General features: G+C 48.9%; 19 protein-coding genes. 13 read left to right on the forward strand and 6 right to left on the reverse strand.

Features of this window, described 5'->3' with window-relative positions; genetic code table 11:
• Positions 1 to 117: 117 nt before the first annotated feature.
• The 4 genes from AKL11_RS19970 to AKL11_RS19980 all read left to right on the forward strand — a co-directional run bounded on the left by AKL11_RS19970 (position 118) and on the right by AKL11_RS19980 (position 3,269).
• Entirely contained in the window at positions 118 to 1,347 is a 1,230-nt protein-coding gene (locus AKL11_RS19970) for an aminotransferase-like domain-containing protein (protein WP_253705264.1), read from the forward strand.
• The gene (locus AKL11_RS26345) at positions 1,348 to 1,623 is read left to right on the forward strand and encodes a hypothetical protein (RefSeq protein ID WP_253705266.1); all 276 of its coding nucleotides are present in this window, start codon (positions 1,348 to 1,350) and stop codon (positions 1,621 to 1,623) included.
• A 107-nt stretch (positions 1,624 to 1,730) separates the two neighbouring features.
• Entirely contained in the window at positions 1,731 to 2,465 is a 735-nt protein-coding gene (locus tag AKL11_RS19975) for a sulfite exporter TauE/SafE family protein (protein ID WP_095210560.1), read from the forward strand.
• A gap of 39 nt (positions 2,466 to 2,504) precedes the next feature.
• A complete protein-coding gene (locus AKL11_RS19980) occupies positions 2,505 to 3,269 on the forward strand; it encodes an SDR family oxidoreductase (protein WP_067521090.1) in 765 nt (254 codons plus the stop codon).
• Positions 3,270 to 3,330: 61 nt separating this feature from the next.
• On the opposite strand, the gene AKL11_RS19985 is transcribed toward AKL11_RS19980, so the two are convergent.
• Positions 3,331 to 4,107 carry a DsbC family protein gene (locus AKL11_RS19985; RefSeq protein WP_067521094.1) on the reverse strand — a complete coding sequence of 259 codons (777 nt, stop codon included), beginning with the start codon at positions 4,105 to 4,107 and terminating at the stop codon, positions 3,331 to 3,333.
• 246 nt (positions 4,108 to 4,353) lie between these two features.
• Between AKL11_RS19985 and AKL11_RS19990 the strand changes: the two genes are divergently transcribed.
• From AKL11_RS19990 to purF, 3 genes are all read left to right on the forward strand, one after another.
• Positions 4,354 to 4,872, forward strand: a complete 519-nt coding sequence (locus tag AKL11_RS19990) for an SPOR domain-containing protein (protein ID WP_067521099.1) — start codon at positions 4,354 to 4,356, stop codon at positions 4,870 to 4,872.
• 250 nt (positions 4,873 to 5,122) lie between these two features.
• A complete protein-coding gene (locus AKL11_RS19995) occupies positions 5,123 to 5,617 on the forward strand; it encodes a CvpA family protein (RefSeq protein ID WP_067521102.1) in 495 nt (164 codons plus the stop codon).
• 184 nt (positions 5,618 to 5,801) lie between these two features.
• Positions 5,802 to 7,304 carry an amidophosphoribosyltransferase gene (gene purF, locus AKL11_RS20000; protein ID WP_067521106.1) on the forward strand — a complete coding sequence of 501 codons (1,503 nt, stop codon included), beginning with the start codon at positions 5,802 to 5,804 and terminating at the stop codon, positions 7,302 to 7,304.
• Between the two features lie 42 nt (positions 7,305 to 7,346).
• On the opposite strand, the gene AKL11_RS20005 is transcribed toward purF, so the two are convergent.
• Positions 7,347 to 8,153 (reverse strand): 5'-3' exonuclease H3TH domain-containing protein, encoded by an 807-nt coding sequence (locus AKL11_RS20005; protein WP_067521109.1) that lies wholly within the window; start codon positions 8,151 to 8,153, stop codon positions 7,347 to 7,349.
• A gap of 306 nt (positions 8,154 to 8,459) precedes the next feature.
• On the opposite strand from AKL11_RS20005, the gene AKL11_RS20010 reads away from it, so the two are divergent.
• From AKL11_RS20010 to AKL11_RS20025, 4 genes are read left to right on the forward strand one after another with little or no spacing between them, the layout of a single operon-like run.
• Positions 8,460 to 9,695 (forward strand): O-succinylhomoserine sulfhydrylase, encoded by a 1,236-nt coding sequence (locus AKL11_RS20010; RefSeq protein ID WP_067521112.1) that lies wholly within the window; start codon positions 8,460 to 8,462, stop codon positions 9,693 to 9,695.
• 54 nt (positions 9,696 to 9,749) lie between these two features.
• A complete protein-coding gene (locus AKL11_RS20015; protein WP_067521116.1) occupies positions 9,750 to 10,652 on the forward strand; it encodes an AAA family ATPase in 903 nt (300 codons plus the stop codon).
• A 19-nt stretch (positions 10,653 to 10,671) separates the two neighbouring features.
• Positions 10,672 to 11,649 (forward strand): DUF58 domain-containing protein, encoded by a 978-nt coding sequence (locus AKL11_RS20020; protein ID WP_157673680.1) that lies wholly within the window; start codon positions 10,672 to 10,674, stop codon positions 11,647 to 11,649.
• 13 nt (positions 11,650 to 11,662) lie between these two features.
• On the forward strand, positions 11,663 to 13,684 hold the full coding sequence (locus AKL11_RS20025) for a transglutaminase TgpA family protein (RefSeq protein WP_172807337.1): 2,022 nt from the start codon (positions 11,663 to 11,665) through the stop codon (positions 13,682 to 13,684).
• Between the two features lie 13 nt (positions 13,685 to 13,697).
• Here AKL11_RS20025 and AKL11_RS20030 read toward each other — a convergent pair whose 3' ends face one another.
• The 3 genes from AKL11_RS20030 to ppnN all read right to left on the reverse strand — a co-directional run bounded on the left by AKL11_RS20030 (position 13,698) and on the right by ppnN (position 18,487).
• A complete protein-coding gene (locus AKL11_RS20030) occupies positions 13,698 to 14,162 on the reverse strand; it encodes a YiiD C-terminal domain-containing protein (RefSeq protein ID WP_067521126.1) in 465 nt (154 codons plus the stop codon).
• Positions 14,163 to 14,244: 82 nt separating this feature from the next.
• Positions 14,245 to 16,836: a bifunctional aconitate hydratase 2/2-methylisocitrate dehydratase gene (gene acnB, locus AKL11_RS20035; RefSeq protein WP_067521418.1), complete on the reverse strand. Its 2,592-nt coding sequence runs from the start codon at positions 16,834 to 16,836 to the stop codon at positions 14,245 to 14,247.
• A 271-nt stretch (positions 16,837 to 17,107) separates the two neighbouring features.
• Positions 17,108 to 18,487 carry a nucleotide 5'-monophosphate nucleosidase PpnN gene (ppnN, locus tag AKL11_RS20040; protein WP_067521130.1) on the reverse strand — a complete coding sequence of 460 codons (1,380 nt, stop codon included), beginning with the start codon at positions 18,485 to 18,487 and terminating at the stop codon, positions 17,108 to 17,110.
• Positions 18,488 to 18,818: 331 nt separating this feature from the next.
• On the opposite strand from ppnN, the gene yfcD reads away from it, so the two are divergent.
• Together yfcD and AKL11_RS20050 are read left to right on the forward strand one after the other, a co-directional pair.
• Positions 18,819 to 19,376 carry an NUDIX hydrolase YfcD gene (yfcD, locus tag AKL11_RS20045; RefSeq protein WP_067521134.1) on the forward strand — a complete coding sequence of 186 codons (558 nt, stop codon included), beginning with the start codon at positions 18,819 to 18,821 and terminating at the stop codon, positions 19,374 to 19,376.
• A gap of 29 nt (positions 19,377 to 19,405) precedes the next feature.
• Entirely contained in the window at positions 19,406 to 20,020 is a 615-nt protein-coding gene (locus AKL11_RS20050; RefSeq protein ID WP_067521136.1) for a riboflavin synthase, read from the forward strand.
• Positions 20,021 to 20,204: 184 nt separating this feature from the next.
• Here the strand turns inward: AKL11_RS20050 and lon are convergent, their stop codons facing one another.
• Positions 20,205 to 22,646, reverse strand: a complete 2,442-nt coding sequence (lon, locus tag AKL11_RS20055; RefSeq protein WP_067521141.1) for an endopeptidase La — start codon at positions 22,644 to 22,646, stop codon at positions 20,205 to 20,207.
• Between the last annotated feature and the right edge of the window lie 69 nt (positions 22,647 to 22,715).

Below are 22,715 nucleotides of genomic sequence, written 5' to 3' on the forward strand. Positions count from 1 at the left end.
GCCAGCGAAATATAATGATTGGCAGAAAAATTGCAGGGAGGAAGGTTAGTTGGGAATTTATGCGTCCGCGCTGAGATTGAGAATCTTTGCACTGGAAAAAGATAGGGCAGATGTCTTATGACTGACCATTTACTTCACATTGACTTTGCCAAAGGCCGAAGCTTGCAAGTTCAACTGCGAGAACATCTGGTGACCATGATCCATGGGCAGCACTTCAGCGACCAGGCTCTGCCATCCTGTCGAAAACTATCCGACATGCTTCAGGTGTCCAGAAATACGGTAGTGCTTGTCTATGAGAAATTGGTAGACGAGGGGTATCTTGTTTCCCGCGAACGAAGTGGCTATTTTGTGAGCCCGCACTATGTGGAGCAAGATTATCACCTTTATTCGACTAAATGTTCTCTGTATCCGGCAGCTGAAAATGTCAGACATTCTCTGAACTGGTCATCCCGCTTGCAAAGTGACCTCAGTCATTATCGAAATATAAAAAAGCCTGAAAATTGGCAGGGTTTTCCTTACCCTTTTGTTTTCGGGCAAACCGATCATTCTTTATTTCCGATCAGCCAGTGGCGAGAGTGCAGTCGTTTGGCTCAGAGCCAGCATGAAATAAATACATGGATGCCTGACCTGATAGACAGTGATGATGAGTTTCTTGTTGAGCAGCTGAGAAAACGGGTGTTGATCAAGCGGGGTATCAATGTTCGGAATGATGAAATATTGATCACAGTAGGCACACAAAACTCGTTGTATCTTCTTGCTTCATTGTTGGCTGGTAAGAATACGCGATTAGGCATGGAAGAGCCCGGGTATCCGGATGTTAGAAATATTTTCACCCATCATGGTGCAGATGTTGTGCCTCTGCACCTTGATGGTGATGGCGTTACATTGTCTGATACGATGGATAGCTGTGACTATGTGTATGTCACGCCCAGTCATCAAGTGCCGACCAATGCAACCATGCCTATGGCGCGTCGTAAAGCTTTACTCAAAAGAGCAAATGAACAAGATTTCGTGATCATCGAAGATGATTATGACAGTGAGGTGAACCTTCAGGAACGCCCTCACCCGGCGCTGAAAAGTCTGGATACCCATGGTCGTGTTATTTATGTGGGCAGCCTGTCAAAATCCCTTTCTCATGGTTTAAGGCTTGGTTATCTGGTGGCTGATGCAGAGGTGATTACCCAGGCCCGAATGCTTCGGCGCATGATGTACCGTCACCCGCCTGTAAATAATCAACGGACAGCAGCCTTGTTTATTTCCATGGGGTATTTTGACAGTTATCTGCAACGATTACGAAAAAGCTATTTTGAGAAATGGCAGATAATGAAGGCGTCACTGAATTGTTAGTTGCCAGACATGTTGGTCAATCCGGAAGCGGGTGGTTCTTCTTTCTGGCTGAGGCTGCCGGACACGGTAAACTTATCGGAGCTTGTCAGCCGCTGTATGGACGATGGCGTTATTATTGAACCGGGTGACGTTCATTTTATGGATGAAAAATTTAAGCGGCCATTCATCCGTTTAGGTTTTTCAGCCATAGAGAAAAACCAGATCGAGCCTGGTATAAGAAAACTGGCTTTATATGTTGAGCATTCTGCAAGGTCGGGCATTGCTGTCGCGGTTTAATTGATCAAACCCTCTCTGTCACCATCGAAAACGTCAACTGTGTCTAAATACGTTCTTCATAGTGAGTTACACTGTCATCAGTCTTCAATGGTGGCGCTGTAATTTTGATGGAATGGTATCTGGTTTCTCCCGTTTTTTTGGCGGCAGTGATTCGTGGTTATACCGGCTTTGGTTTTGCTGCTATTGCCATACTGGTGCTTGGTCAAAGTTATTCAGTGGCTGAGTCGGTACCTGCTGTGTTGATGCTGGATGCAGTTGCTGGTTTACCGCTGTTATTAGGCAGCTGGCGGCATTGTTGTCCTAAAACGCTGAACTCATTGTTGATAGCCAGCAGCGTAGGCATTCCCATTGGTCTTTTCTTACTGTTTACCCTGGATGAGCCAGCGTTGCGGCTGCTGGTGGCTGTTGTGATATTGGCTATGGGATTGCTCAGTTATTTGCCATCTCAGCGTGCCATACTATTAACTCGTTCGCGTTGGCTCTGTGGTGTGATGTCAGGTTGGACAACTAGTGCCGTATCCGCCGGTGGTATTCCGGTTATTATGTACATGATGAGTTCGTCACTTTCCCTTGAAAAGCAACGTGCGACGTTAATCGTTTACTTTATTTCGACGTCTATACTATGTGCCACCTTAATTCTGTCGGGTGCTACTGATCTCGATGCCGTATTTAGTCTCTTTTTTATGCTGCTACCATTTTGCATCGTAGGGGCTTTGGCCGGTAAAGTGCTTTTTCATCTGTATACTACGGCGATAGTTCAACAAGTTGCGTTTTTGACTATGATGCTGCTTGCATTTTTTTCGCTGATTAATGCTCTGCAGACGATGATAACGACTGCTTAGAAGCTGCTCACAATAAATGAAGAAACGGAGTGACAGGGTATGAGTTCAACCACAGTATTGATTACGGGCGCCACGTCAGGATTTGGTTTGGCCAGTGCCAGATTGTTTGCCCAGGATGGATACTCGTTAATTATCACCGGTCGACGTGCTGAGCGGCTACAACAATTGGCGGATGAGCTTAAGGCGATGGTGCCTGTCCATTGTGTGACTCTGGATGTCAGAGACGCAGAGGCAGTGGGTGCCATGGTGACAGAGCTGCCAGAAGCGTTCCGGAACATTGAAGTGCTGGTCAATAATGCAGGGCTGGCACTGGGCACTGAGCCCGCCTGGGAAGCCAGCCTTGACGATTGGCATACCATGATTGACACCAATGTCACCGGATTGGTAAACGTCACTCACAAACTGCTGCCCATTCTTCGTGAACAACCAAAGGCGTCTATTATCAATTTGGCATCGGTGGCCTCTAACTGGTCTTATCCCGGTGCCAGTGTTTATGGCGGAAGTAAGGCGTTTGTCGCACAATTTTCCCGTAATCTTCGCTCGGATCTTGCGGGAAGCGGTGTTCGTGTGACCAGCCTTGAGCCGGGTATGTGTGAGACTGAATTTTCAGTCGTGCGATTCAAAGGGGATCAGGATAAGAGTGATAACCTTTATAAAGGGGTGAATCCATTATTGCCGGAAGACATTGCCAATATTATCTTCTGGATTGCACAACAGCCGGCGCACATTAATATTAATAGTCTTGAGGTGATGCCAAGCAGTCAGGCGTGGGATAATTTCAAGGTGGTTCGTCAAGCAGACTGAAGGTTGGATTGAATTGTAAAGAAAATAGCCTGAATGTATTTCAGGCTATTTTTTTTATGGGCTATTTAATGTTCAGCATCTGGGCAATTGCATCTGCCGGGCGGTATCCGGGAATGACCTGTCCGTTTTCCAGAACCATTGCAGGGGTGCCGGTTACACCCATCTGCATCCCCAGCATGTACTGGTTGCTGATGATCTGTTCACAGGCAGCTTTATCGCCTTGAACCTCAATACTGATGCTGCGACCGGATTTTAAATCGGTCATGGCTTGTTTACGATCCGCAGTGCACCAGGCATCGGTCATTTTTCGAAATGCCGGTGATTGTTCACCGCCACGGGGAAAGGCCAGATAACGAAGTTCGATACCTAACTTATTCATTTGACCAACTTCCTGATGCAATTTGCGACAGTAGCCACAGTCAACATCCGTAAATGCGTAGACGACGCCTTTGGTTTCGCCTTCAGGAGAGAAGACGATCATGTCTTCTTTATCTAAAGCAGCCAGGAGTTCAGCGTTAGCTTTGCTTTTCACTTCTTCTGTCAGATTGACCAGCTGGTTGTCACGAATTTCCAGCATTTCACCTTTGATCAAATGTTTACCAGAAGCGCTGCTGTAAAGAACGAATCCACCTTTAAGGACAACTTCATAAAGGCCTGAGATAGGGCTTGGGGCGATAGACTCCACAGGAATGTTGCTGTCCAGAGTCATCAGCTCCTTTAGGATGACCGTTTCAGCATTCTTATTGGCTGTGGCATCTGGCTCTGCATTGGCAGCTACCGCCCCCACAGAAATTGCGCTCAGCAGGCCGGTAATAAGCAGGGCAGAGAGTTTTTGCATATGGGTTCCTCAAAATAAATAGTTCATGACCACTTCATTGAGCTATCGGCCAGTAAGTTTCTGGCTGGAAAGTCGTGTTTGAAGCTTGGAAAAACAACGAGTTTAGCTTGATTTTTTCTGATTGTATTGAAGGTTATTGTCAATTGGACTTTACGTTTGACTTATGAAGGTCATTCCCTGCTTGACCGGAAACGGCACACTTGGAATGATGTGGAGTATTAAGCTTTAATTTTCCTGGAGAATGCCTTGGGCGAAGGATTGAAACAACGGCTGTTTGGAGCTGTCGTATTATTGGCATTATTGATTATTCTTGCGCCAGCCCTGTTTAAGGGGGGAGAAAGCCACCCAATGCTGGCCTCAGACAATGATGCAGTGCCTTTACAGGCGCCATCAGTGCCGGTGTTTGTTGAGCAGCTTGATGTGCCGGCGGAACCTGTATCGGTTGCCATCAGAGACGAGGTGCAAGAGGTTGAGCTCGACCCGGTCCCGACACAGAATACAGGCACTGATGAAAAAGGTCATTTGAAAGCCTGGTCTCTCAGGTTGGCGACGTTCTCTGATAAAAGCAACGCTGACAATCTTGAAAAAAATCTCAAGAAGAAAGGGTATAGCGCTTATATCAATAAAGTGACAACGGATAGCGGCAGTTATTTTTATCGGGTTTACATCGGGCCTGAAGCTCGTCCGGATGACTTCCAACGGTTAAAGGCATCATTGAAGAAAGAGATGGGCTTGGATGGAATGATCGTTCGATTTCAGCCTTAGTCTTACGTCAACAGAATCTAGCTTTAATTTGCTCAGTTCTCTGTCCGGCAGCCTTGTATATTCGCTATAATCTCTTGTTTTTCCTGCTTATCGAGGTTGTCGCAAAAGATCATTAAAAGCAGATGTCGTAGGTCGGTAACCCAAAGGGTTGCCGACAATCAACTACAGGCCTGCGAGGTGTCGGCAATTCTTACAGAATTACCGACCTACGGATTTTGCGACACCCTCTTATCGTCGTGGAGAAGTTTGTTTGTCTTTTACCTGGATTGACTGGCTGATAGCCGGAATTATTATTATCTCAGCATTGCTCAGCTTAAAGCGGGGCTTTTTTAAAGAGGTACTGTCCCTCGTTACCTGGATCGCTGCTATCTTTGTGGCCTGGTCTTTTGGCGGAGCGCTGTCTGAACGATTCACTGATTACATCGGCACACCTTCCATTCGGGTTATGGCGGCCTGTGCTCTGTTGTTTGTGGTGACATTAATGCTGGGTGCACTGGTTAACCGCATTATTGCTGAGCTGGTTCAGGCCACTGGTTTGACGGGTACGGATCGTATGCTGGGCATGGTGTTTGGGGGGCTTCGGGGTTGTCTGCTGGTGACAGTGTTGTTGGGCTTGATGACGTTGGCGCCATTAGAGCAGGATCAAGCCTGGCAGCAGTCGGTGTTATTGCCTCACTTCCTGCTGCTGGCGGATTGGTCAAAAGAAACAGTGGTGGGTTTAATGGGGCCGCTAATGCGTGGTTGATACTCAGTTAATAACTTTTTTACATCTGAGTACTGAGACCGATTTCGGAATACCGTAATTTCACGTATGATTCGCCCCACACGAGTTATCAGGAAATGGATCTTCAGACAGGGAACAGGCAAATTCTTCATCTGGTTGGTCTTTTTGATAACACGCTTTACTGATCAATCCTGGGGGTGAGTACATGTGTGGAATCGTCGGTATTTCGGCAACGGTGAATGTTAACCAGCTGTTGTTCGATGCGCTGACTGTGCTACAACACAGGGGGCAGGACGCCGCAGGAATGGTAACACTGGACAATAACCGGTTCTTCCTGCGAAAAGACAACGGTCTGGTGAAGGATGTATTTCGCACCCGACACATGACACGGCTCAGTGGCACTTCCGGCCTTGGCCATGTTCGATATCCCACCGCGGGTACTTCCAGTTCCGCAGAAGCCCAACCCTTTTACGTCAACTCTCCCTACGGTATCGCGCTCGCTCATAACGGCAATATCACCAATGCGGAAGAGATCAAACAATCACTGTTTGAGGCGGATTTACGTCATATCAATACCCATTCAGATTCTGAAATTCTGCTGAACGTCCTTGCTCACGAGCTGGCCAAAGCTGGCAAGCTCAAGCCTCAGGCGGAAGACTTTTTCAGCGCTGTGAAAGGGGTTTATGAGCGTTGCGAAGGCGGCTTTGCGGTGGTTGTGTTGGTGAACGGGCAGGGCATGCTGGGCTTTCGTGATCCCAACGGTATACGACCATTAGTGTACGGTAAGCGGGAAACGGCGCAGGGCACTGAATACATGCTGGCATCGGAGTCTGTGGCGCTGGATGCTCTGGGCTTTACGCTGATAAGAGATGTGGCGCCAGGTGAAGCCATCTATATTGATGAGCAGCGGCAGTTGCACAGTTTCCAGTGCGTGCCCGGCAAGCTAACCCCTTGTATGTTTGAGTATGTCTATCTGGCGCGACCCGATTCAACAGTGGACGGTATTTCTGTTTACCAATCCCGTTTGCGCATGGGGCAAACGCTGGCGAATAAAATTCTGCGGGAATGGGGGGATCATGACATTGATGTGGTGATGCCCATTCCAGACACCAGTCGCAACTCTGCGTTGGAACTGGCGACTCGTCTTGGCTTGCCATATCGTGAAGGGTTTGTGAAGAATCGCTACATCGGCAGAACCTTTATTATGCCGGGTCAGGCGATTCGAGAGAAATCCGTACGACAGAAACTGAATGCCATTGGTCAGGAGTTTGCCGGAAAAAATGTACTGCTGGTGGATGATTCCATCGTTCGCGGTACTACCTGTGAACAGATTATTGAAATGGCGCGGGAAGCGGGGGCGAAGAAAGTGTATTTCTGCTCTGCGGCACCGGCGATTCGTTTCCCTAATGTTTATGGCATTGATATGCCCACCAGTGAAGAGTTGATTGCTTATAATCGGACGATTGAGGAAATCAGCCAGCAGATCGGTGCGGATAAGCTGATTTTTCAGGAGTTGGATGAGCTGAAAAAATCCGTGGCAGCGTTAAACCCAGAGATCGAAGATTTCGATTGCTCGGTATTTGATGGCTGTTATCTGGCGGGGAATATTGATGATGCTTATCTGGCAAAGTTGGCTTCCCATCGGAATGACAGCAGCCGGGCAGTGGAAAGCGATATTATCGATCTTCACAATGAGGATGATCTGTAATCGATCGGTTTGCAAAGGTTGGTAACCCGCTGGGTTGCCGACCTACTTGTTCAGATACCTCATTTCTTTCAAACTCATGCCCAAGTCAATATCCTCTTTAAGTGTTGCCATCTGCAAAGATAGTAAAGCGTGTTCTTTCTGATTCAGTACCTTTTTTAGTGGCCCTTTCGGTGCTTCAACGTTTGAACCTTCACTGAACAGGTTTTGCAGATTGCCAAATTGAGCCAGCAAATCACCAGCGCCTTTTTTGCCAACACCGTCGACGCCCGGGATATCACCGACCCCTGCCATACTCCAGTAATCCAGCAGCTGTTCTGGTTTAATGCCGAACTCTTTCATCACTTCTGCCCGATCAAAATCGAGCTTCTGGAAATGATCTCTCTGGATGACCAGAGGCGATTGAAGCAGTTGGCGGTAAGCTTTGTCCGTCGACAGAATAATCGTGTTGATATTTCCGCCAATGGCTTTATGGGTAATGGCGCCAATCACATCATCGGCTTCCACGCCATTACGGCGAAAAGTCATTAGCCCCATTTCACGAAACGCTTTATTGAAGTCAGACAGCCGTCTTCGTAACGCATCAGGCATTGGTTTGCGCTTGGCTTTGTAGTCCGGCAGCAATTCGTGACGCCATGTGGGCGGATCACCATCAAACACGACTAATGCATGAGTCGGGTTGCACTCTTTAATGGCTCGCTGCACAGAGGACACGGTTGCCGACAGTGCGCCATCAACCTGCTGAGCTTCATCATCATGATTGTCTTGGCTGGGGGCTTCTCTGCCGGGAACTGCCGCATGAATTCGGCGTATCAGGTTCAGGGCATCAATTAACAATAAGGTGGGGGCCATAGTGCGTGTTTATTCAGCAATCATATTGACGGTTCGACCATGATAACGAAAATTGGTTCAAGGCTGTGGATTTTGTTTGGCTTCTGTTATGTTTAGCTCCTTGAATAAGTATCAGCAGTTGTGCAGATTAAATCATACTTTCTGACTAAGTAATCAGCTACTCTGCAGCGTTACAGCTCCGGTCACATAGCTACGGCTATGCTCCCTACGCTCTGCCTTGCATAGTAACTGCCTACTCAGCCAGAAAGCTGCGATTTAATCTGAACAACTACTTAACTCTAAAAAAAAGCTGTCCCGGAATTACCCATGAAAAATCAAGACGTGAACGATCAACTTCCAGACATTGATGAAGCGCTGGGTTTTGCCACTCAGTCAATCCGGGGCGGTTCTTTTCGCAGCGATATGCGGGAGCACAGTGAAGCACTTTATTTAACCTCCAGTTTTGTTTATGACAGCGCCGCTCAAGCTCAGGCGGTGTTTGCGGGTGATGAGCCCGGTAATGTCTACTCCCGCTACACCAATCCTTCTGTGCAGATGTTTGAAGAGCGCATGGCCATTCTCGAAGCCGGCGGCATGGAAGATATTATTGGTTGTGCGACGTCGTCTGGTATGGCGGCGATTTTGGGCAGCTGTATGGCGTTGCTGAAAAGCGGTGATCATGTCATCTGTTCCCGCAATGTGTTTGGCACGACGTTTACGATTTTTGCCAAGTACTTTGAAAAGTTCGGCGTGAAAACCACCTTTGTGGATCTGACCAATTATCAGCAATGGCAGGAGGCAATGACGCCGGAAACCCGTCTTTTATTTTTGGAAACTCCGTCGAATCCTCTGAGCGACGTCGCTGATATACAACGACTGGCAGATATCGCCCACAACACCTATAACAAGAGCGCGCTATTAATGGTGGATAACTGTTTCTGCACGCCAGCATTACAAAAGCCGCTCCTTTTTGGAGCCGATCTGATTATTCATTCTGCCACCAAATATATTGATGGTCAGGGGCGTTGCCTTGGGGGCATGGTGGTGGGCAGAAAAGAACTGGTGAATGAAGTTCATTTGTGGCAAAGGGCAGCCGGCGCCACGCTCAGCGCGTTTAATGCGTGGGTTCTGTTTAAAGGGTTGGAAACGCTCTCCATCAGAATGGAAGGCCACTGTCGTAATGCCACCGCTTTGGCGAAATGGCTGGATGAACATCCGGCGGTTGACAAGGTACATTACTCTGGTCTGAGTTCACACCGAGGCCATGAGCTTGCCAAAAAACAGCAATCGGCCTTTGGTGGTGTGCTGGCCTTTGAAGTGAAGGGCGGTCGAGCGTCTGCCTGGAAAGTCATCGACAGTGTTACCATTATGTCCCGAACCGCCAATCTCGGTGATACCCGAACCACCATTACCCACCCGGCAACCACCACGCATTGTCGTCTTACGGATGACGACAAACAGCGCTCTGGCATTACAGAAGGCCTGGTTCGTGTTGCTGTGGGATTAGAAGATATTGAAGATCTCAAGCGGGATATTGATAAGGGACTACAGCAATTGCGTTAAGAGTGCCTGCGTACGTGAATTGCTTAATAACCAATACTAAAAAATCAGGTTGATATGGACGCAATAATCAAGAACTGTCTGGAATCCATGTCGGGCGTTATTCGGGGGAAGGATAACGAAGTACGACTGGCGCTCTGCTGTTTTCTCGCCCGTGGGCATTTGTTGATCGAAGATTTACCCGGCATGGGAAAGACGGCCATGGCGCTTTCTTTCTCCCGTCTGTTGGGTCTGGAATATCAGCGGATTCAATTTACCAGCGATTTATTGCCAGCGGACATTCTCGGTGTATCAATCTTTGATCAGTCTGCCAGTGACTTTCAATTCAAACCGGGCCCGGTGTTTACCGGGATGCTGCTGGCAGATGAAGTCAACAGGGCGTCACCCAGAACCCAGAGTGCATTATTGGAAGCCATGGAAGAACGTCAGGTGACTGTTGATGGTGAGGCCAGAATGCTGCCAAAGCCGTTTATTGTTATTGCGACCCAGAATCCGGTATTTCAGGAAGGTACCTTTGCGCTTCCGGAGTCTCAGCAGGATCGCTTTTTAATGCAGATTCATATGGGGTATCCCGACACCGAATCTGAAAAAGCTATCTTGAAAGGCGAGGCTGGTCGTCTGTGTCTCAATAGCCTTGAGCAGGCGATGACTGCAGAAGAACTTCTGCTGCTGCAGGAAGAAGTGGACAAGGTCAGCGCCAGTGATTTGCTGTTGGATTACATTCTTCGATTGTTAAAGGCCACGCGCAGTGAAGAGCATTTTGAGGTTGGCCTATCGCCACGGGCTGGCCTTGCTTTGCTTCAGGCTGCAAAAGCCTGGGCTCGTATTGACGGTCGAAATTACGTGGTGCCGGAAGATGTTCAAGCGGTATTTCTGCCCGTGGCAAGGCATCGTTTGATTACCAGCAAACATGGGATTTCACCTAGCGAATTATTGGCCCGCGTTAACGTGATGGTTTAAACGGATGCGCTCTCACAGTATGAATGAAAGTCTGAAATCACCGGAGAAGTGGCTGTCGGAACGGTTTCGCCGCTGGATTGACAGCCGAAGCCCTCGCTCCCATCGCATCAGATTAAACCAGCGTCGCATTTATATTGTGCCCACGGGCTATGGTTTTTTCTGGTTGTTGATGGTGTTGTTGGTCTTTCTGGTGGCCACTAACTATTCCAACTCATTAGCATTTGGGCTGTGTTTTTTCATGCTCAGTCTTTTCCAGATTTCTATGATTCACACGTGGCGAAACCTGGCCGGTATTACGCTGGTCGTGCGCGGCGCTGAGTCGGTTTATGCAGGCGAACCGGTGCCGGTGAATTTGGAATGCCTGACGGAAGGTCGCCAGCGTTTTTCCATTTTGATGGGCTGGCCAGAGTCCGAAATGGTGTCAGCCAGTTTTTCTCATGAACATGAGCAGTCACTGTTGGCACCAGAAGAGCAAAGAGGGCGCTTTCGACCGGGCAGGATGCTTATCAAAAGTATTTACCCGTTGGGATTTTTTCGTACCTGGACCTGGGTTCGGTTGGATTGTCACTCGTTGATTTATCCCGCGCCGGAGGAGGGTATACCGTTGCCAGAGGGGAACTGCGGTAAGGGCGGTGAAAGATCACTGGTGAAATCCGGTATTGATGATTTTCATGGTTTTCGCGGTTATCAGGAAACCGACAGCCCTTCCCATGTTTACTGGCAGGGTTTTGCTAAAACGGGTGAACTGCTGACCAAGCAGTTTGATCAGCCCGTTGGTAGAGAGTTGTGGTTTTCTCTGGATCAGGTTGCTGGTTACGACCTTGAAAAACAGTTGTCAATTTTGACCGGCTGGTGCCTTTATTGCGAACGACAACGTTTCAGCTATGGCTTAACACTGGGTACACAGAAGCTGTCGCCTGCCAACGGCGCAGTCCATCTGCATAAAGCATTTGAATTGCTGGCACTTTACAACGTTGATGACAGTGATGAGCGCTAAAAAGAAAAAAGTCATGAGCCCAGCGGTATCGCGCTACGCCACGTTGTGGTTGCTGTTGGCTCAGGTGATGGTGGCGCTGCCAGTGTTTGATGTCTTGCCCGTAACGGTGCTACCGCTGATTGCTCTGACGCTATTGTGGCGCGTGTTGATCTGGTTTGGTCGTGGCTTCTGGCCGAATGTTGTTATCAGAATAGTGCTGGTGGCCTGTGCTGTCGGGTTAATTATTGCCGGTTTAGGTTGGACGTTTAGCCTGGAGATGGCAGTGACTGTTTTGGTCACCGGCTACGCCTTAAAAATGCTGGAGACGGTTACTCGAAGAGATGCCATGATCGTGGCGTTTATTGGCTTCTTTGTGACTGGTGCCGCAGGGTTGTATTCTCAATCGTTGTCACAGGCCGCTTATCTGGTGCTTTGCATTGGTGTGCTGGTGGCGGCAGTTCATGCTGTCTATTCATCGCCTGATCAACGTTCAATAAAAGTCAGTGGTCGCTTTGCTGGATTGATGGTGCTTCAGGCGTTGCCATTAACCATTGTACTGTTTGTCTTTGTGCCTCGATTAGGGCCATTGTGGGCGGTGACCTGGCCGGATTCCTCAAAGCAAACCGGTCTTTCCGGTACCTTAAAGCCTGGTGATGTTGCCAGCTTGAGCCAATCCTACGAGTTAGCATTCAGAGCGCAGTTTAAGGGGGATATGCCTCTGCCGGATCAACGCTACTGGCGAGCCCTTGTTTTTGATCAATACACTGATGGTCAGTGGTCGCAAACCAAACTGGATACACTGCGTCGTCAATACCCTGATGTTGTCGTTAGTGATAGCGACTGGCAAGTAAAGAAGAGTGCCGCGGTCAGCTGGTGGCAGAATCAGCCAGACGGTTATGACTACGAAATTTTACTGGAACCCAGTGGCAGTGAGTGGTTACCTACTCTGGGGCCAGCTGCCAGTGCAATACCTGATAGTACATTGTTTCGTACCATGCGGATTGAGGCAGAACGCCCCGTGTTCGAAAGGAAGCTCTATCGTCCTTCATCAGAGAAAATTGATCCGGTTTCAGTATCCATGCCAGCGTGGCTAAGAGAAGTGAACACAACATTACCTGACACAGGTAATGAAGAGAGTCGCTATTTTGCACGAGAGTTGTTTGAGGAATCGGAGGGTGATCCTCTTGTTATGGGTCGGAGTATTTTGAAATTCTTCAATCAGTCCACGTTTTATTACACTCTATCGCCGCCGTTGATGGGGCGGGATGAAGTGGATGATTTTATGTTCCGTTATCAAAAAGGTTTCTGTGAGCATTATGCCAGCAGTTTTGTCTTTATGATGCGCTCAGTTGGTGTGCCGGCTCGTATTGTTACGGGTTATCAGGGCGGTGATTTATTACCGGAAGACAATGTTATTCGGGTATTACAGAGAGATGCTCATGCCTGGGCAGAAATCTGGGTGGATGGTGAAGGTTGGATTCGTTTTGATCCAACGACAGCGGTCGCTCCTGAAAGGGTAGAGCTGGGCATTGATGAGATGATTTCCAGAGGGCGACTTGAGCAGAAAGAGTTGCCATTGGCCTACCATTTGAGAAATACCCAGGTCCTGAAGTTTTTGAGAAACCAGTGGGAAGGATTGGAGTATCGCTGGCAGAAATCAGTTATCCAGTATCAAGAGGACGCTCAGGAAGATTTTATGCGTCAGTTGTTTGGTACTGCAGCTTATTATTGGCACCAGATGGCAGTACTGGGTGGACTGATGGTTATCTTCCTTTCACTGTATGGTGTTTTCTTTTTGTTGAGCAAAAAGTCAGCGTTGAGCGTACATCAAAAATTATGGCTGTCATTAGAGAAAAAGCTAGCGCGCAAAGGCTATCACCGAGAACCCGGAGAAGGGCCGGCGGCGTTTGCTGATCGTATTTGTTTAGAAAACCCTGTTCTGGGGGAAAAGTTGAAGCCAGTTATTGGTCGATATATCCGCTCGGCTTATGGGAAAACGGACGATTTGGATAAGGCTGAATTTCAATCTCTCAAAAGTGCCATAAGCCAGATATGAATTGTTGTGGCAATCATGGGATTGCCACATAGAGCCCTTTATAAGTCGCGATATGAATCTCATCCGAGAGCAGTGTGATGGTTAATTCCAGTTTGGCCTTACGCTGTTCGCTTAATCGCTCATAAAACGTCTCTGGAACCTGTGCCTGGCACTTTGCGATGATTCTGTCTGTGCCGGGCGCGTGATAGGTCATTTGTGAATCAGCAATCACGGCAGCGCATTCTTTTACTATTGTGCGTGCGTAAAGTGTCGTGTAAAGCCAGCCGCAAATGGTGGCCAGTGCCGCAATACTTCCGCCAAAAGCAGTGCCTTTGTCGTTAATGTTGGGCTCCAGTGGGCAGCTGATGGTTAGCTCTCCATCCTGAAACTGATCAAAGCTGACATCCATACTGTTCAGTAGTGGAATATTGTCTTTGATCCACCGAGTCAACTCCGGGGTAAAGAGTGATTCTGGCGTGGGTTTTTGGGTGTTGTTCATAAATGCTCTGTAATAAAAAGCTCTGTAATAAAAAGCCCCTGAAGATCAGGGGCTTTGGGTTTACATTGACATCGTTGTCTGATTAACCAGCTTTGGCAATAATATCATCTGCCGCTTTCTGATAAGACTCAACACGGTCAAAGTTCAGGTACTGATAGATATCCGCAGACATGGATTTCAGATTGCTGGCGTATTCCATGTACTCTTCAGTAGTCGGAATCTTGCCCATAATCGCGCCCACAGAAGCCAGCTCTGCAGAGCAGAGGTACACGTTAGCGCCATCACCCAAACGGTTCGGGAAGTTACGGGTAGAGGTAGACAGTACAGTCGCACCTGGCTCTACGCGAGCCTGGTTGCCCATGCACAGTGAACATCCCGGAATTTCTGTACGAACACCGCTGTCGTTGTAGATTTCGTAATAACCTTCTTCTTCCAGCTGCGCCTTGTCCATTTTGGTGGGTGGCGACATCCAGAAGCGGGTCTTCAGCGGCTCGTGATTCTGCTCCAGCAGTTTACCGGCTGCGCGGAAGTGGCCGATGTTGGTCATGCAGGAGCCCAGGAAGACTTCGTCTACTTTGTCGCCGGCAACATCAGACAGTGTACGTGCGTCGTCTGGATCGTTTGGTGCGCAGAGGATTGGCTCTTTGATGTCGGCCAGATCGATTTCGACGATTTCAGCGTACTCGGCATCTTTATCTGCACGCATCATGGTTGGGTTCGCCAGCCATTCTTCCATTTTCGCGGCACGACGCTCAATCGTACGACGATCGCCATAACCTTCGCTGATCATCCAGCGCAGCATGGTGATGTTGGAGTTCAGATATTCCGTGATGGATTCTTCAGACAACGTGATGGTACAGCCCGCTGCAGAACGCTCTGCGGAAGCATCAGACAATTCAAATGCCTGCTCAACAGTAAGGCTTTCAAGACCTTCGATTTCCAGTACACGACCAGAGAAGGCGTTCTTTTTGCCTTTCTTTTCGACGGTGAGCAGACCTTGCTTGATGCCGTACAGTGGAATGGCGTGTACCAAATCACGCAGAGTGATGCCCGGCTGCATTTCACCTTTGAAACGCACCAGAATAGATTCTGGCATATCCAATGGCATAACACCGGTAGCCGCTGCGAAAGCTACAAGACCGGAACCCGCAGGGAATGAAATACCCAGTGGGAAACGGGTGTGCGAGTCACCGCCAGTACCAACGGTATCCGGCAACAGCATACGGTTCAGCCAGCTGTGGATGATGCCGTCACCAGGGCGCAGGGCAACACCGCCACGGTTCATGATGAAGTCGGGCAGGGTGTGGTGCGTTTCCACGTCCACTGGTTTTGGATAAGCAGCCGTGTGACAGAAAGACTGCATCACCAGATCAGAAGAGAAGCCAAGACACGCCAGATCTTTTAGTTCATCGCGGGTCATTGGGCCGGTGGTGTCCTGAGAACCGACAGTGGTCATCTTAGGTTCGCAGTACTGGCCAGGACGAACACCGTCAACGCCGCAAGCCTTGCCGACCATTTTCTGAGCCAGAGTGAAACCATTGGTGGAATCTTTAGGTGCCACTGGACGACGGAAGATGTCTGAATGACCCAGCTTCAGGGCTTCACGAGCTTTGTCGGTAAGACCACGACCGATGATCAGGTTGATACGACCGCCAGCTCGAACTTCGTCCAGAATAACGTCGGATTTGAACGAGAACTCGGAAAGCACTTCGCCAGATTCAGAAAGAATCTTGCCGTCGTATGGACGGATTTCAATCACGTCACCCATGTTCACTTTGTCTACGGGTGCTTCGAAAACCAGTGCGCCAGCGTCTTCCATAGTGTTGAAGAAGATCGGAGCGACTTTGGCACCGATGCAGATACCGCCAGCACGCTTGTTCGGTACGCCAGGCATATCATCGCCAAAGAACCACAGTACAGAGTTAGTGGCGGACTTACGGGAAGAACCGGTACCCACAACGTCGCCCACAAAAGCAACAGGCAGACCTTTGCTCTTGATCTCTTCGATTTGCTTCAGAGGGCCAGTGACGCCGTGTTCTTCTGGCTCAAGACCGTCTCGGGTCATTTTGTAAGCGGCGCGAGCGTGCAGAGGAATGTCCGGGCGGGACCAGGCATCCGGTGCTGGAGACAGATCGTCGGTATTGGTTTCGCCAGTGACTTTGAAGACAGCCACTTTGATGCTTTCTGGCACCGCGTCACGCTTGGTGAACCACTCGGCGTCCGCCCAGGATTGAAGCACCGCTTGAGCGTGAGTGTTGCCCGCTTTTGCTTTTTCTTCCACGTCGTGGAAAGAATCGAATACCAGCAGAGTGCTCTTCAGCTGTTTTGCTGCCAGCTCTGCCAGTTCGGTGTTGTCCAGCAGTTCAATCAGGGTTTCGATGTTGTAACCGCCCAACATCATGCCCAATAGTTCAACCGCTTTTTTGTTATCTACCAGTGGGGATTCTGCTTCGCCTTTTACGATGGCAGACAGGAAACCGGCTTTTACATAAGCGGCTTCATCAACACCAGGAGGAATGCGATTTTCCAGCAGATCAAGAAGGTATGCTTCTTCACCGGCAGGTGGGGTTTTCAGTAATTCAACCAGGCCTTGTACCTGTTCGGCGCTCAGGGGCTTAGGTGGGACACCTTCCTGTGCACGCTCTTCGACGTGTTTTCTATAAGCTTCTAACACGAGTTCTACCCTCATCATCTGTGGCAGGCTCTTGGGCGATCCTTCGACGAACCATTGTGATTATTGGGTAGGTCCGTCAGACGTTCCAAGGTGAAATCTTGGCCAGTGCTCACGCAATGATGTTGATAATTATCAGGCAGTTAAAGCACTGGCGGCGCGGGCAGTATAGCGGAACGTACATTTCAAGTTAAGTAAAGACCGAAATAACCACTATTTTTTTAGTGAATAGTTGCGGGGGGCTGGAGGGGCGGGGTAGCCCCTTCAGGGGAGATTATGTGTTAATAATTTCATAACAGGGTTCGTAATGGCTGCCGGGCAGCTTCATACGATGCTGGTCTACAAACGACTGTAGAAGTTTATCCATTTGCTTCATCAGCTCTGGTTCGCCGCTCAGTTGGTAAGGTCCTTTTTGTCGAATCAGATTGACCCCGTCTTCTTTTATATTTCCGGCAACAATGCCAGACATCACACGGCGAAGATTGGCCGCCAGTTGGTGCGGTGGCAGGTTGCTGTGTAAATCCAGTGCGGCCATGTTCTCATGGGTTGGATCGAAGGGGTGCTGAAACTCCTGATCAACCTTTAACAGCCAGTTGAAGTAATAGGCGTCGTTCTGGCTTCGGCGGAAGCGGGTGACTTTTTCCAGGCCTTTGGCCATAAGAGTTGCCACTTTAGAAGGGTCGTCGACGATGATTTCGTATTTATTCTGGGCTGCAACGCCGAGGGTGTTCCCTATAAATTCATCGATCTGTTCAAAGTAGGCTTCAGAGCCTGCCGGGCCAGTGAGTATCAGGGTGAGGGGGATATCCTGATTATCCGGATGTAAGAGAATGCCCAGCAGATAGAGGATTTCTTCGCAGGTGCCCGGGCCTCCGGGAAATACAATGATGCCATGGCCGAGACGAACAAAGGCTTCCAGACGTTTTTCAATGTCCGGCATAATGATCAGTTCGTTAACGATGGGGTTCGGGGATTCGGCCGCGATGATGCCCGGCTCCGTTAATCCGATAAAACGACCTCTGCTGATGCGTTGTTTCGCATGACCAATATAGGCGCCTTTCATTGGGCCTTTCATGGCGCCGGGACCGCAACCGGTGCAGATATTCATTCTGCGCAGCCCCAGCTGATAGCCAACCAGTTTGGTGTATTTATACTCGTCTCGACCGATAGAGTGCCCGCCCCAGCAGACAACAATATCCGGCGTCTGTTTGGTGATAAAGGCATTGGCGTGACGAAGGACCTCAAACACCTGGTGAGTGATATCGGAGGAGCTGACGGCTTCATCGTTCTCTTTGTGCGGTACCAGCGAGGAGACGTAGAGAATGTCTCGCAGAACAGAAAACAGGTTTTCTCTGACGCCGCGAATCAGTTTGTTATCGACAAAGGCGGAAGCGGGGGCATTGATCAGTTCGAGCTTAAGCCCGCGGTGTTCCTGAATAATGCGAATATCAAAATCGGTATAGGATTGCAGCAGCTCTTCAGCGCTGTCGCCTTCCATTTCGTCACTTAATACGGCCAGAGCGCACTGGCGAAACAGTCGGTGCAGACCCGCTTTGGAATTATCCTGCAGGCTGTGAACTTCCCGGCTCGATAGCACGCGCATGGTGCCAACCGGATTGACGGTGGTGGAGACTACGTTATTGGTTTGGCTCATTCTGCCCCCTTTGGAGATGCTGAATCAATCATTCTGCCGTCTGATAAATGTAGAGTGCAGAACGTAGTTTGTATCGGTTCCTTTGCGCTGTTGTGGAGTCAGTCGTGGAGTAAAATGTGCAGTAAATGATGCACTTGCCTGTTTTATCATACTGTTTTTATTGGGTGTTGGTCAGTCTTGAATATGATCCGTTACTCTGTCATCTTCATAGTGATCAATGTTAATCGAGTTACCAGGCCTATTTTTCTTCTTAATTTCTCTTTCCGCTTAATATTCCCTTGATATAAGATGTTGTCATAATAAAAAACGATGACAGCAACAGGAGATCTCGATGCCTGGTCAGCAAGAGGTACAACCGTCTGTGGAAACGTCTGTAGACTCTTTAGTAGAGAGTGTGGTGGTCGTAGATGATCACAATTTTGTCTTAGGGGCGGTGCCCAGAGGGCAAATGCGAGAAGAGGCGCTTTGTCATCGAGCAACATACGTGTTCGTGTTTAACGGCGAAGGCCAGTTGTATGTTCAGGAGCGAACTCTGAGCAAAGATATCTATCCTGGCTACTATGATCCGGCAACTGGCGGTGTGGTCACCGAAGGCGAGAGCTATGATCTGGCCGCCTCCCGGGAGTTGGCTGAAGAAATGGGGATTGAAGGTGTCACGATTACCCCTCACTTCCACTTTTATTTTCAGAATGATGATTGCCAGGTCTGGGGCAGGGTGTACACCTGCTGCTATGATGGACCTCTGGTGTTGCAGGAAGAAGAAGTGGCCAGTGTGGTCATGGAATCACCAGAAGATATTTTATCAAACCGGAATCACCGAAATTATACCCCAGACAGTCTGGTTGCTCTTGAACGATTGGTGCATTGTCTGCGCTCAAGACAGCCATAAGATTTATTAAGTCATAAGCGAAGTAGTGTATGTTTACAGGCATTGTGAAAGGCTATTTTCCCGTTAGCCGGATTGAAAAGTTTAATGAGCTTAATCGTATTACGGTGCAGCTGCCGCCAGAGCTTTTGGACAAGCTTGAGATCGGTGCGAGTATTGCGGTGAATGGCTGTTGTCTAACGGTTGTCGCTTTTGATCAGAACGGTGTCAGTTTTGATGCGATGAAGGAGACGTTGCGGGTCACTAACCTTGGTGATATTGAGGAAGGCAGTAAGGTTAATATCGAGCGGGCGGCACGGTTTGGTGATGAGATTGGCGGACACCTGTTGTCTGGCCATATTCACGACACGGTTGAGATATGCGACGTTATTAAAGAAGAAAATAACGTCACCATCTTCTTCAAATTTGATCCGAAATGGAAAGATTATATTCTTTCTAAAGGTTATGTTTCCTTAAATGGTTGCAGTCTTACCATTGGCGATAAAGTGGAAGATGACCGTTTTTGTGTGCACTTAATCCCCGAAACGCTAAAGGTGACGTGCTTTGGCACTTCTCAGGTGGGTGATCGAATCAACCTTGAAATTGACAGTCAGACCCAAGCGATTGTTACGACGGTAAAAAGTTATCTGGCTGCAGCAAAGCACTGAACCTGATTTCAGGTGTTTTTTATAGACGATAAATGTCTTATGAAATGTGGCGGGATTTATGAAGTGGGACCATACTAAGGATGCTCACTAGCGTGTCCAAACGGTATTAGTTACCGCTGCTATGATAGTGAAGTAAAAAGCGCCATCTTCGGATGGCGCTTTTTTAATGGTGCTTTTTTAACACTTATTTTTTAATGCGCTTACCGGCACTTTTCTTAGCGCTTGGGGTAGGGAAGGCGACTTTAAACACATCGTCGTACTTCTGGGCGAAATGCACGGTGAGTCCTTCGCGGATGTAGTCGGGCAGTTCGTCAAAGTCTCTGCGATTGTCATCTGGCAGTATCAGGGTTTTGATATTCTGTCGCCGTGCAGCAATGACCTTTTCCCGAATACCACCGACAGCCAGCACTTGACCGGTCAGTGTCAATTCACCGGTCATGGCAAGATTCTTTAACGGTTTGATGTCGCGAGCCAGTGAGATCAGTGCAGTTGTCATGGTAACACCGGCACTGGGGCCATCTTTTGGCGTGGCACCTTCTGGCACGTGCAAGTGGATAAAGGCATTCTTGAGAAAGTCTTCGGGTACGCTGTATTTTTTGGCGTTGCTGGTCATGTAGCTGTGAGAAATCTCAGCAGACTCTTTCATGACATCGCCAAGCTTTCCGGTCAGTTTGAAGCCAGCCCGTTGTTGATGAATTAAGCAGGCTTCCACCGGTAAGGTAGCGCCTCCCATCGACGTCCAGGCAAGGCCGGTAACGATACCGGCACCTGCCAGCGTTTTATCTGGGCGGAAGTAAGGCGCACCCAGAAATTCTTCAAGGTTTTTGCCGGTGACGCTGAGTTTGCTCTCATCGTTTTCCAGAAAGCGAACGACAGTTTTACGGATAATTTTTTGCAGTAGTTTTTCCAGGTGGCGCACACCGGATTCACGGGCGTAGCCATCAATGATCTTGCGGAAAATGGCGTCCGAGATTTTTAGCTGGCCTTTCTTCAGCCCTGCTTTTTTCAATTGTTTTGGCCATAAATGATTTTTGGCTATGGCGACTTTTTCTTCTGCGATATAACCGGACAGGCGAATGACGTCCATTCGGTCTCTTAACGGGCCGGGGATGGTATCCATCTGGTTCGCTGTGCAGATAAAGAGCACTTTGGAGAGATCAATGCGCATATCCAGATAATGATCCAGAAACTCCGCATTTTGTTCGGGGTCCAGCACTTCCAAAAGGGCGGAAGCAGGGTCGCCGCGATAAGAAGCACCGATTTTATCAATCTCATCCAGCATGATGACCGGATTGGCCACTTCGACTTCTTTAAAAGCCTGAACCAGTTTGCCGGGCATAGCGCCAATATAAGTACGACGATGTCCTTTTATTTCTGCCTCATCCCGCATGCCGCCCAAACTGAAGCGATAGAATTTTCGATCCAATGCTTTGGCAACAGATTTGCCAATGGAGGTTTTGCCCACACCGGGAGGACCGACCAGAAGCATGATGGAGCCGGCAATTTCTTTTTTGTAAGCACCGACCGCAAGAAATTCAACAATACGATCTTTGACGTCTTCAAGGCCGTCGTGATCTGAGCTGAGTACCTGCCGCGCCTGAGGTAGGTCAAGGTTGTCTTCTGAATAGATACCCCAGGGGATAGAGGTAGCCCAGTCCAGATAATTCCGGCAAATGGCGTATTCTGGAGAACCCGTCTCCAGAATGGACAGTTTTTTCAGTTCATCCTCTATTTTACTTTTGGCGTGCTCGGGCACCACCATGGGTTCCATGCGCTGCTGAAACTCTTCGATTTCAGCGGTGCGGTCGTCTTTGGAGATGCCCAGCTCTTTCTGAATAACTTTGAGCTGTTCTTTTAGAAAGAACTCCCGCTGGTGCGTGCTGATTTTGCGATTCACTTCCGCATTGATTTCACTTTGCAGTCGGGCAACTTCCTGCTCTTTACGAATCAAGACCAGTACTTTTTCCATGCGTCGCTGGACGGGAAGGGTGTCCAGTACTTCCTGCAATTCCTGACCAGGCGCAGTAGTAATAGCGGCTGCGAAGTCAGCGAGTGGGGATGGGTCTTTTGGGCTGAACCGGTTGAGATAGTTTTTCAGCTCCTCACTGTAGAGCGGATTCAGTGGGATCAACTCTTTGATCGCCTGAATCAGTGCCAGCGCATAAGCTTTGACTTCATCGCTGTTGTCTTCGGTGTTATCGAGATACTCCACCTGAACCAGATAAGGTGGACGACGGCGGAGCCATTGCCGAATTCTGAATCGTTGCATGCCAAGGGCGATGAATTGCACCTGATCATGTTCGGACACAATATTATGGATTTTGACCACGCAGCCCACTTCGGGGAAGTCGTCTGGCGCAATATCATCCTCCGACATTCTGCTGACAAAGCTGAGGCCTACGGCTTTATGAGGGCTCTGACCCACGCGTTGGAGAGTTTCTCCCCACTCTTTGTTACTGAATACCAGTGGCTGAACCTGAGCAGGGAAGAATGGCCGGTTTGATACCGGAATAAGGTAAAGTTTGTCAGGCAGAGCCTGATTTGGGAGAACCAGTCCTGTGCCAGGTTCCTGGTTTTCTTCATCCCCGAGTAGTACTTCGGGGTTATTGGAGTCCTGATCTGTCATGATATATCTGCAATAAGCTGGTTAAGAGAAAAACGTTGGGAGTTCTGTTGCTGATGGCGTCAGCGATCT

This window comes from Endozoicomonas ascidiicola (genome assembly GCF_001646945.1).
Taxonomy (GTDB): domain Bacteria; phylum Pseudomonadota; class Gammaproteobacteria; order Pseudomonadales; family Endozoicomonadaceae; genus Endozoicomonas; species Endozoicomonas ascidiicola.

Excerpts from the sequence above, each read along its gene's own strand:
- AKL11_RS20030 (WP_067521126.1), bottom strand. The coding sequence starts at position 14,162 with ATGAACAACACCCAAAAACCCACGCCAGAATCACTCTTTACCCCGGAG.
- AKL11_RS20020 (WP_157673680.1), top strand. The coding sequence starts at position 10,672 with ATGAATGAAAGTCTGAAATCACCGGAGAAGTGGCTGTCGGAACGGTTT.
- yfcD (WP_067521134.1), top strand. The coding sequence starts at position 18,819 with ATGCCTGGTCAGCAAGAGGTACAACCGTCTGTGGAAACGTCTGTAGAC.
- purF (WP_067521106.1), top strand. The coding sequence starts at position 5,802 with ATGTGTGGAATCGTCGGTATTTCGGCAACGGTGAATGTTAACCAGCTG.
- AKL11_RS19980 (WP_067521090.1), top strand. The coding sequence starts at position 2,505 with ATGAGTTCAACCACAGTATTGATTACGGGCGCCACGTCAGGATTTGGT.
- AKL11_RS20015 (WP_067521116.1), top strand. The coding sequence starts at position 9,750 with ATGGACGCAATAATCAAGAACTGTCTGGAATCCATGTCGGGCGTTATT.
- AKL11_RS19985 (WP_067521094.1), bottom strand. The coding sequence starts at position 4,107 with ATGCAAAAACTCTCTGCCCTGCTTATTACCGGCCTGCTGAGCGCAATT.
- AKL11_RS20010 (WP_067521112.1), top strand. The coding sequence starts at position 8,460 with ATGAAAAATCAAGACGTGAACGATCAACTTCCAGACATTGATGAAGCG.
- lon (WP_067521141.1), bottom strand. The coding sequence starts at position 22,646 with ATGACAGATCAGGACTCCAATAACCCCGAAGTACTACTCGGGGATGAA.
- AKL11_RS20025 (WP_172807337.1), top strand. The coding sequence starts at position 11,663 with ATGAGCCCAGCGGTATCGCGCTACGCCACGTTGTGGTTGCTGTTGGCT.
- AKL11_RS19970 (WP_253705264.1), top strand. The coding sequence starts at position 118 with ATGACTGACCATTTACTTCACATTGACTTTGCCAAAGGCCGAAGCTTG.
- AKL11_RS20005 (WP_067521109.1), bottom strand. The coding sequence starts at position 8,153 with ATGGCCCCCACCTTATTGTTAATTGATGCCCTGAACCTGATACGCCGA.
- ppnN (WP_067521130.1), bottom strand. The coding sequence starts at position 18,487 with ATGAGCCAAACCAATAACGTAGTCTCCACCACCGTCAATCCGGTTGGC.
- AKL11_RS19975 (WP_095210560.1), top strand. The coding sequence starts at position 1,731 with ATGGAATGGTATCTGGTTTCTCCCGTTTTTTTGGCGGCAGTGATTCGT.
- AKL11_RS20050 (WP_067521136.1), top strand. The coding sequence starts at position 19,406 with ATGTTTACAGGCATTGTGAAAGGCTATTTTCCCGTTAGCCGGATTGAA.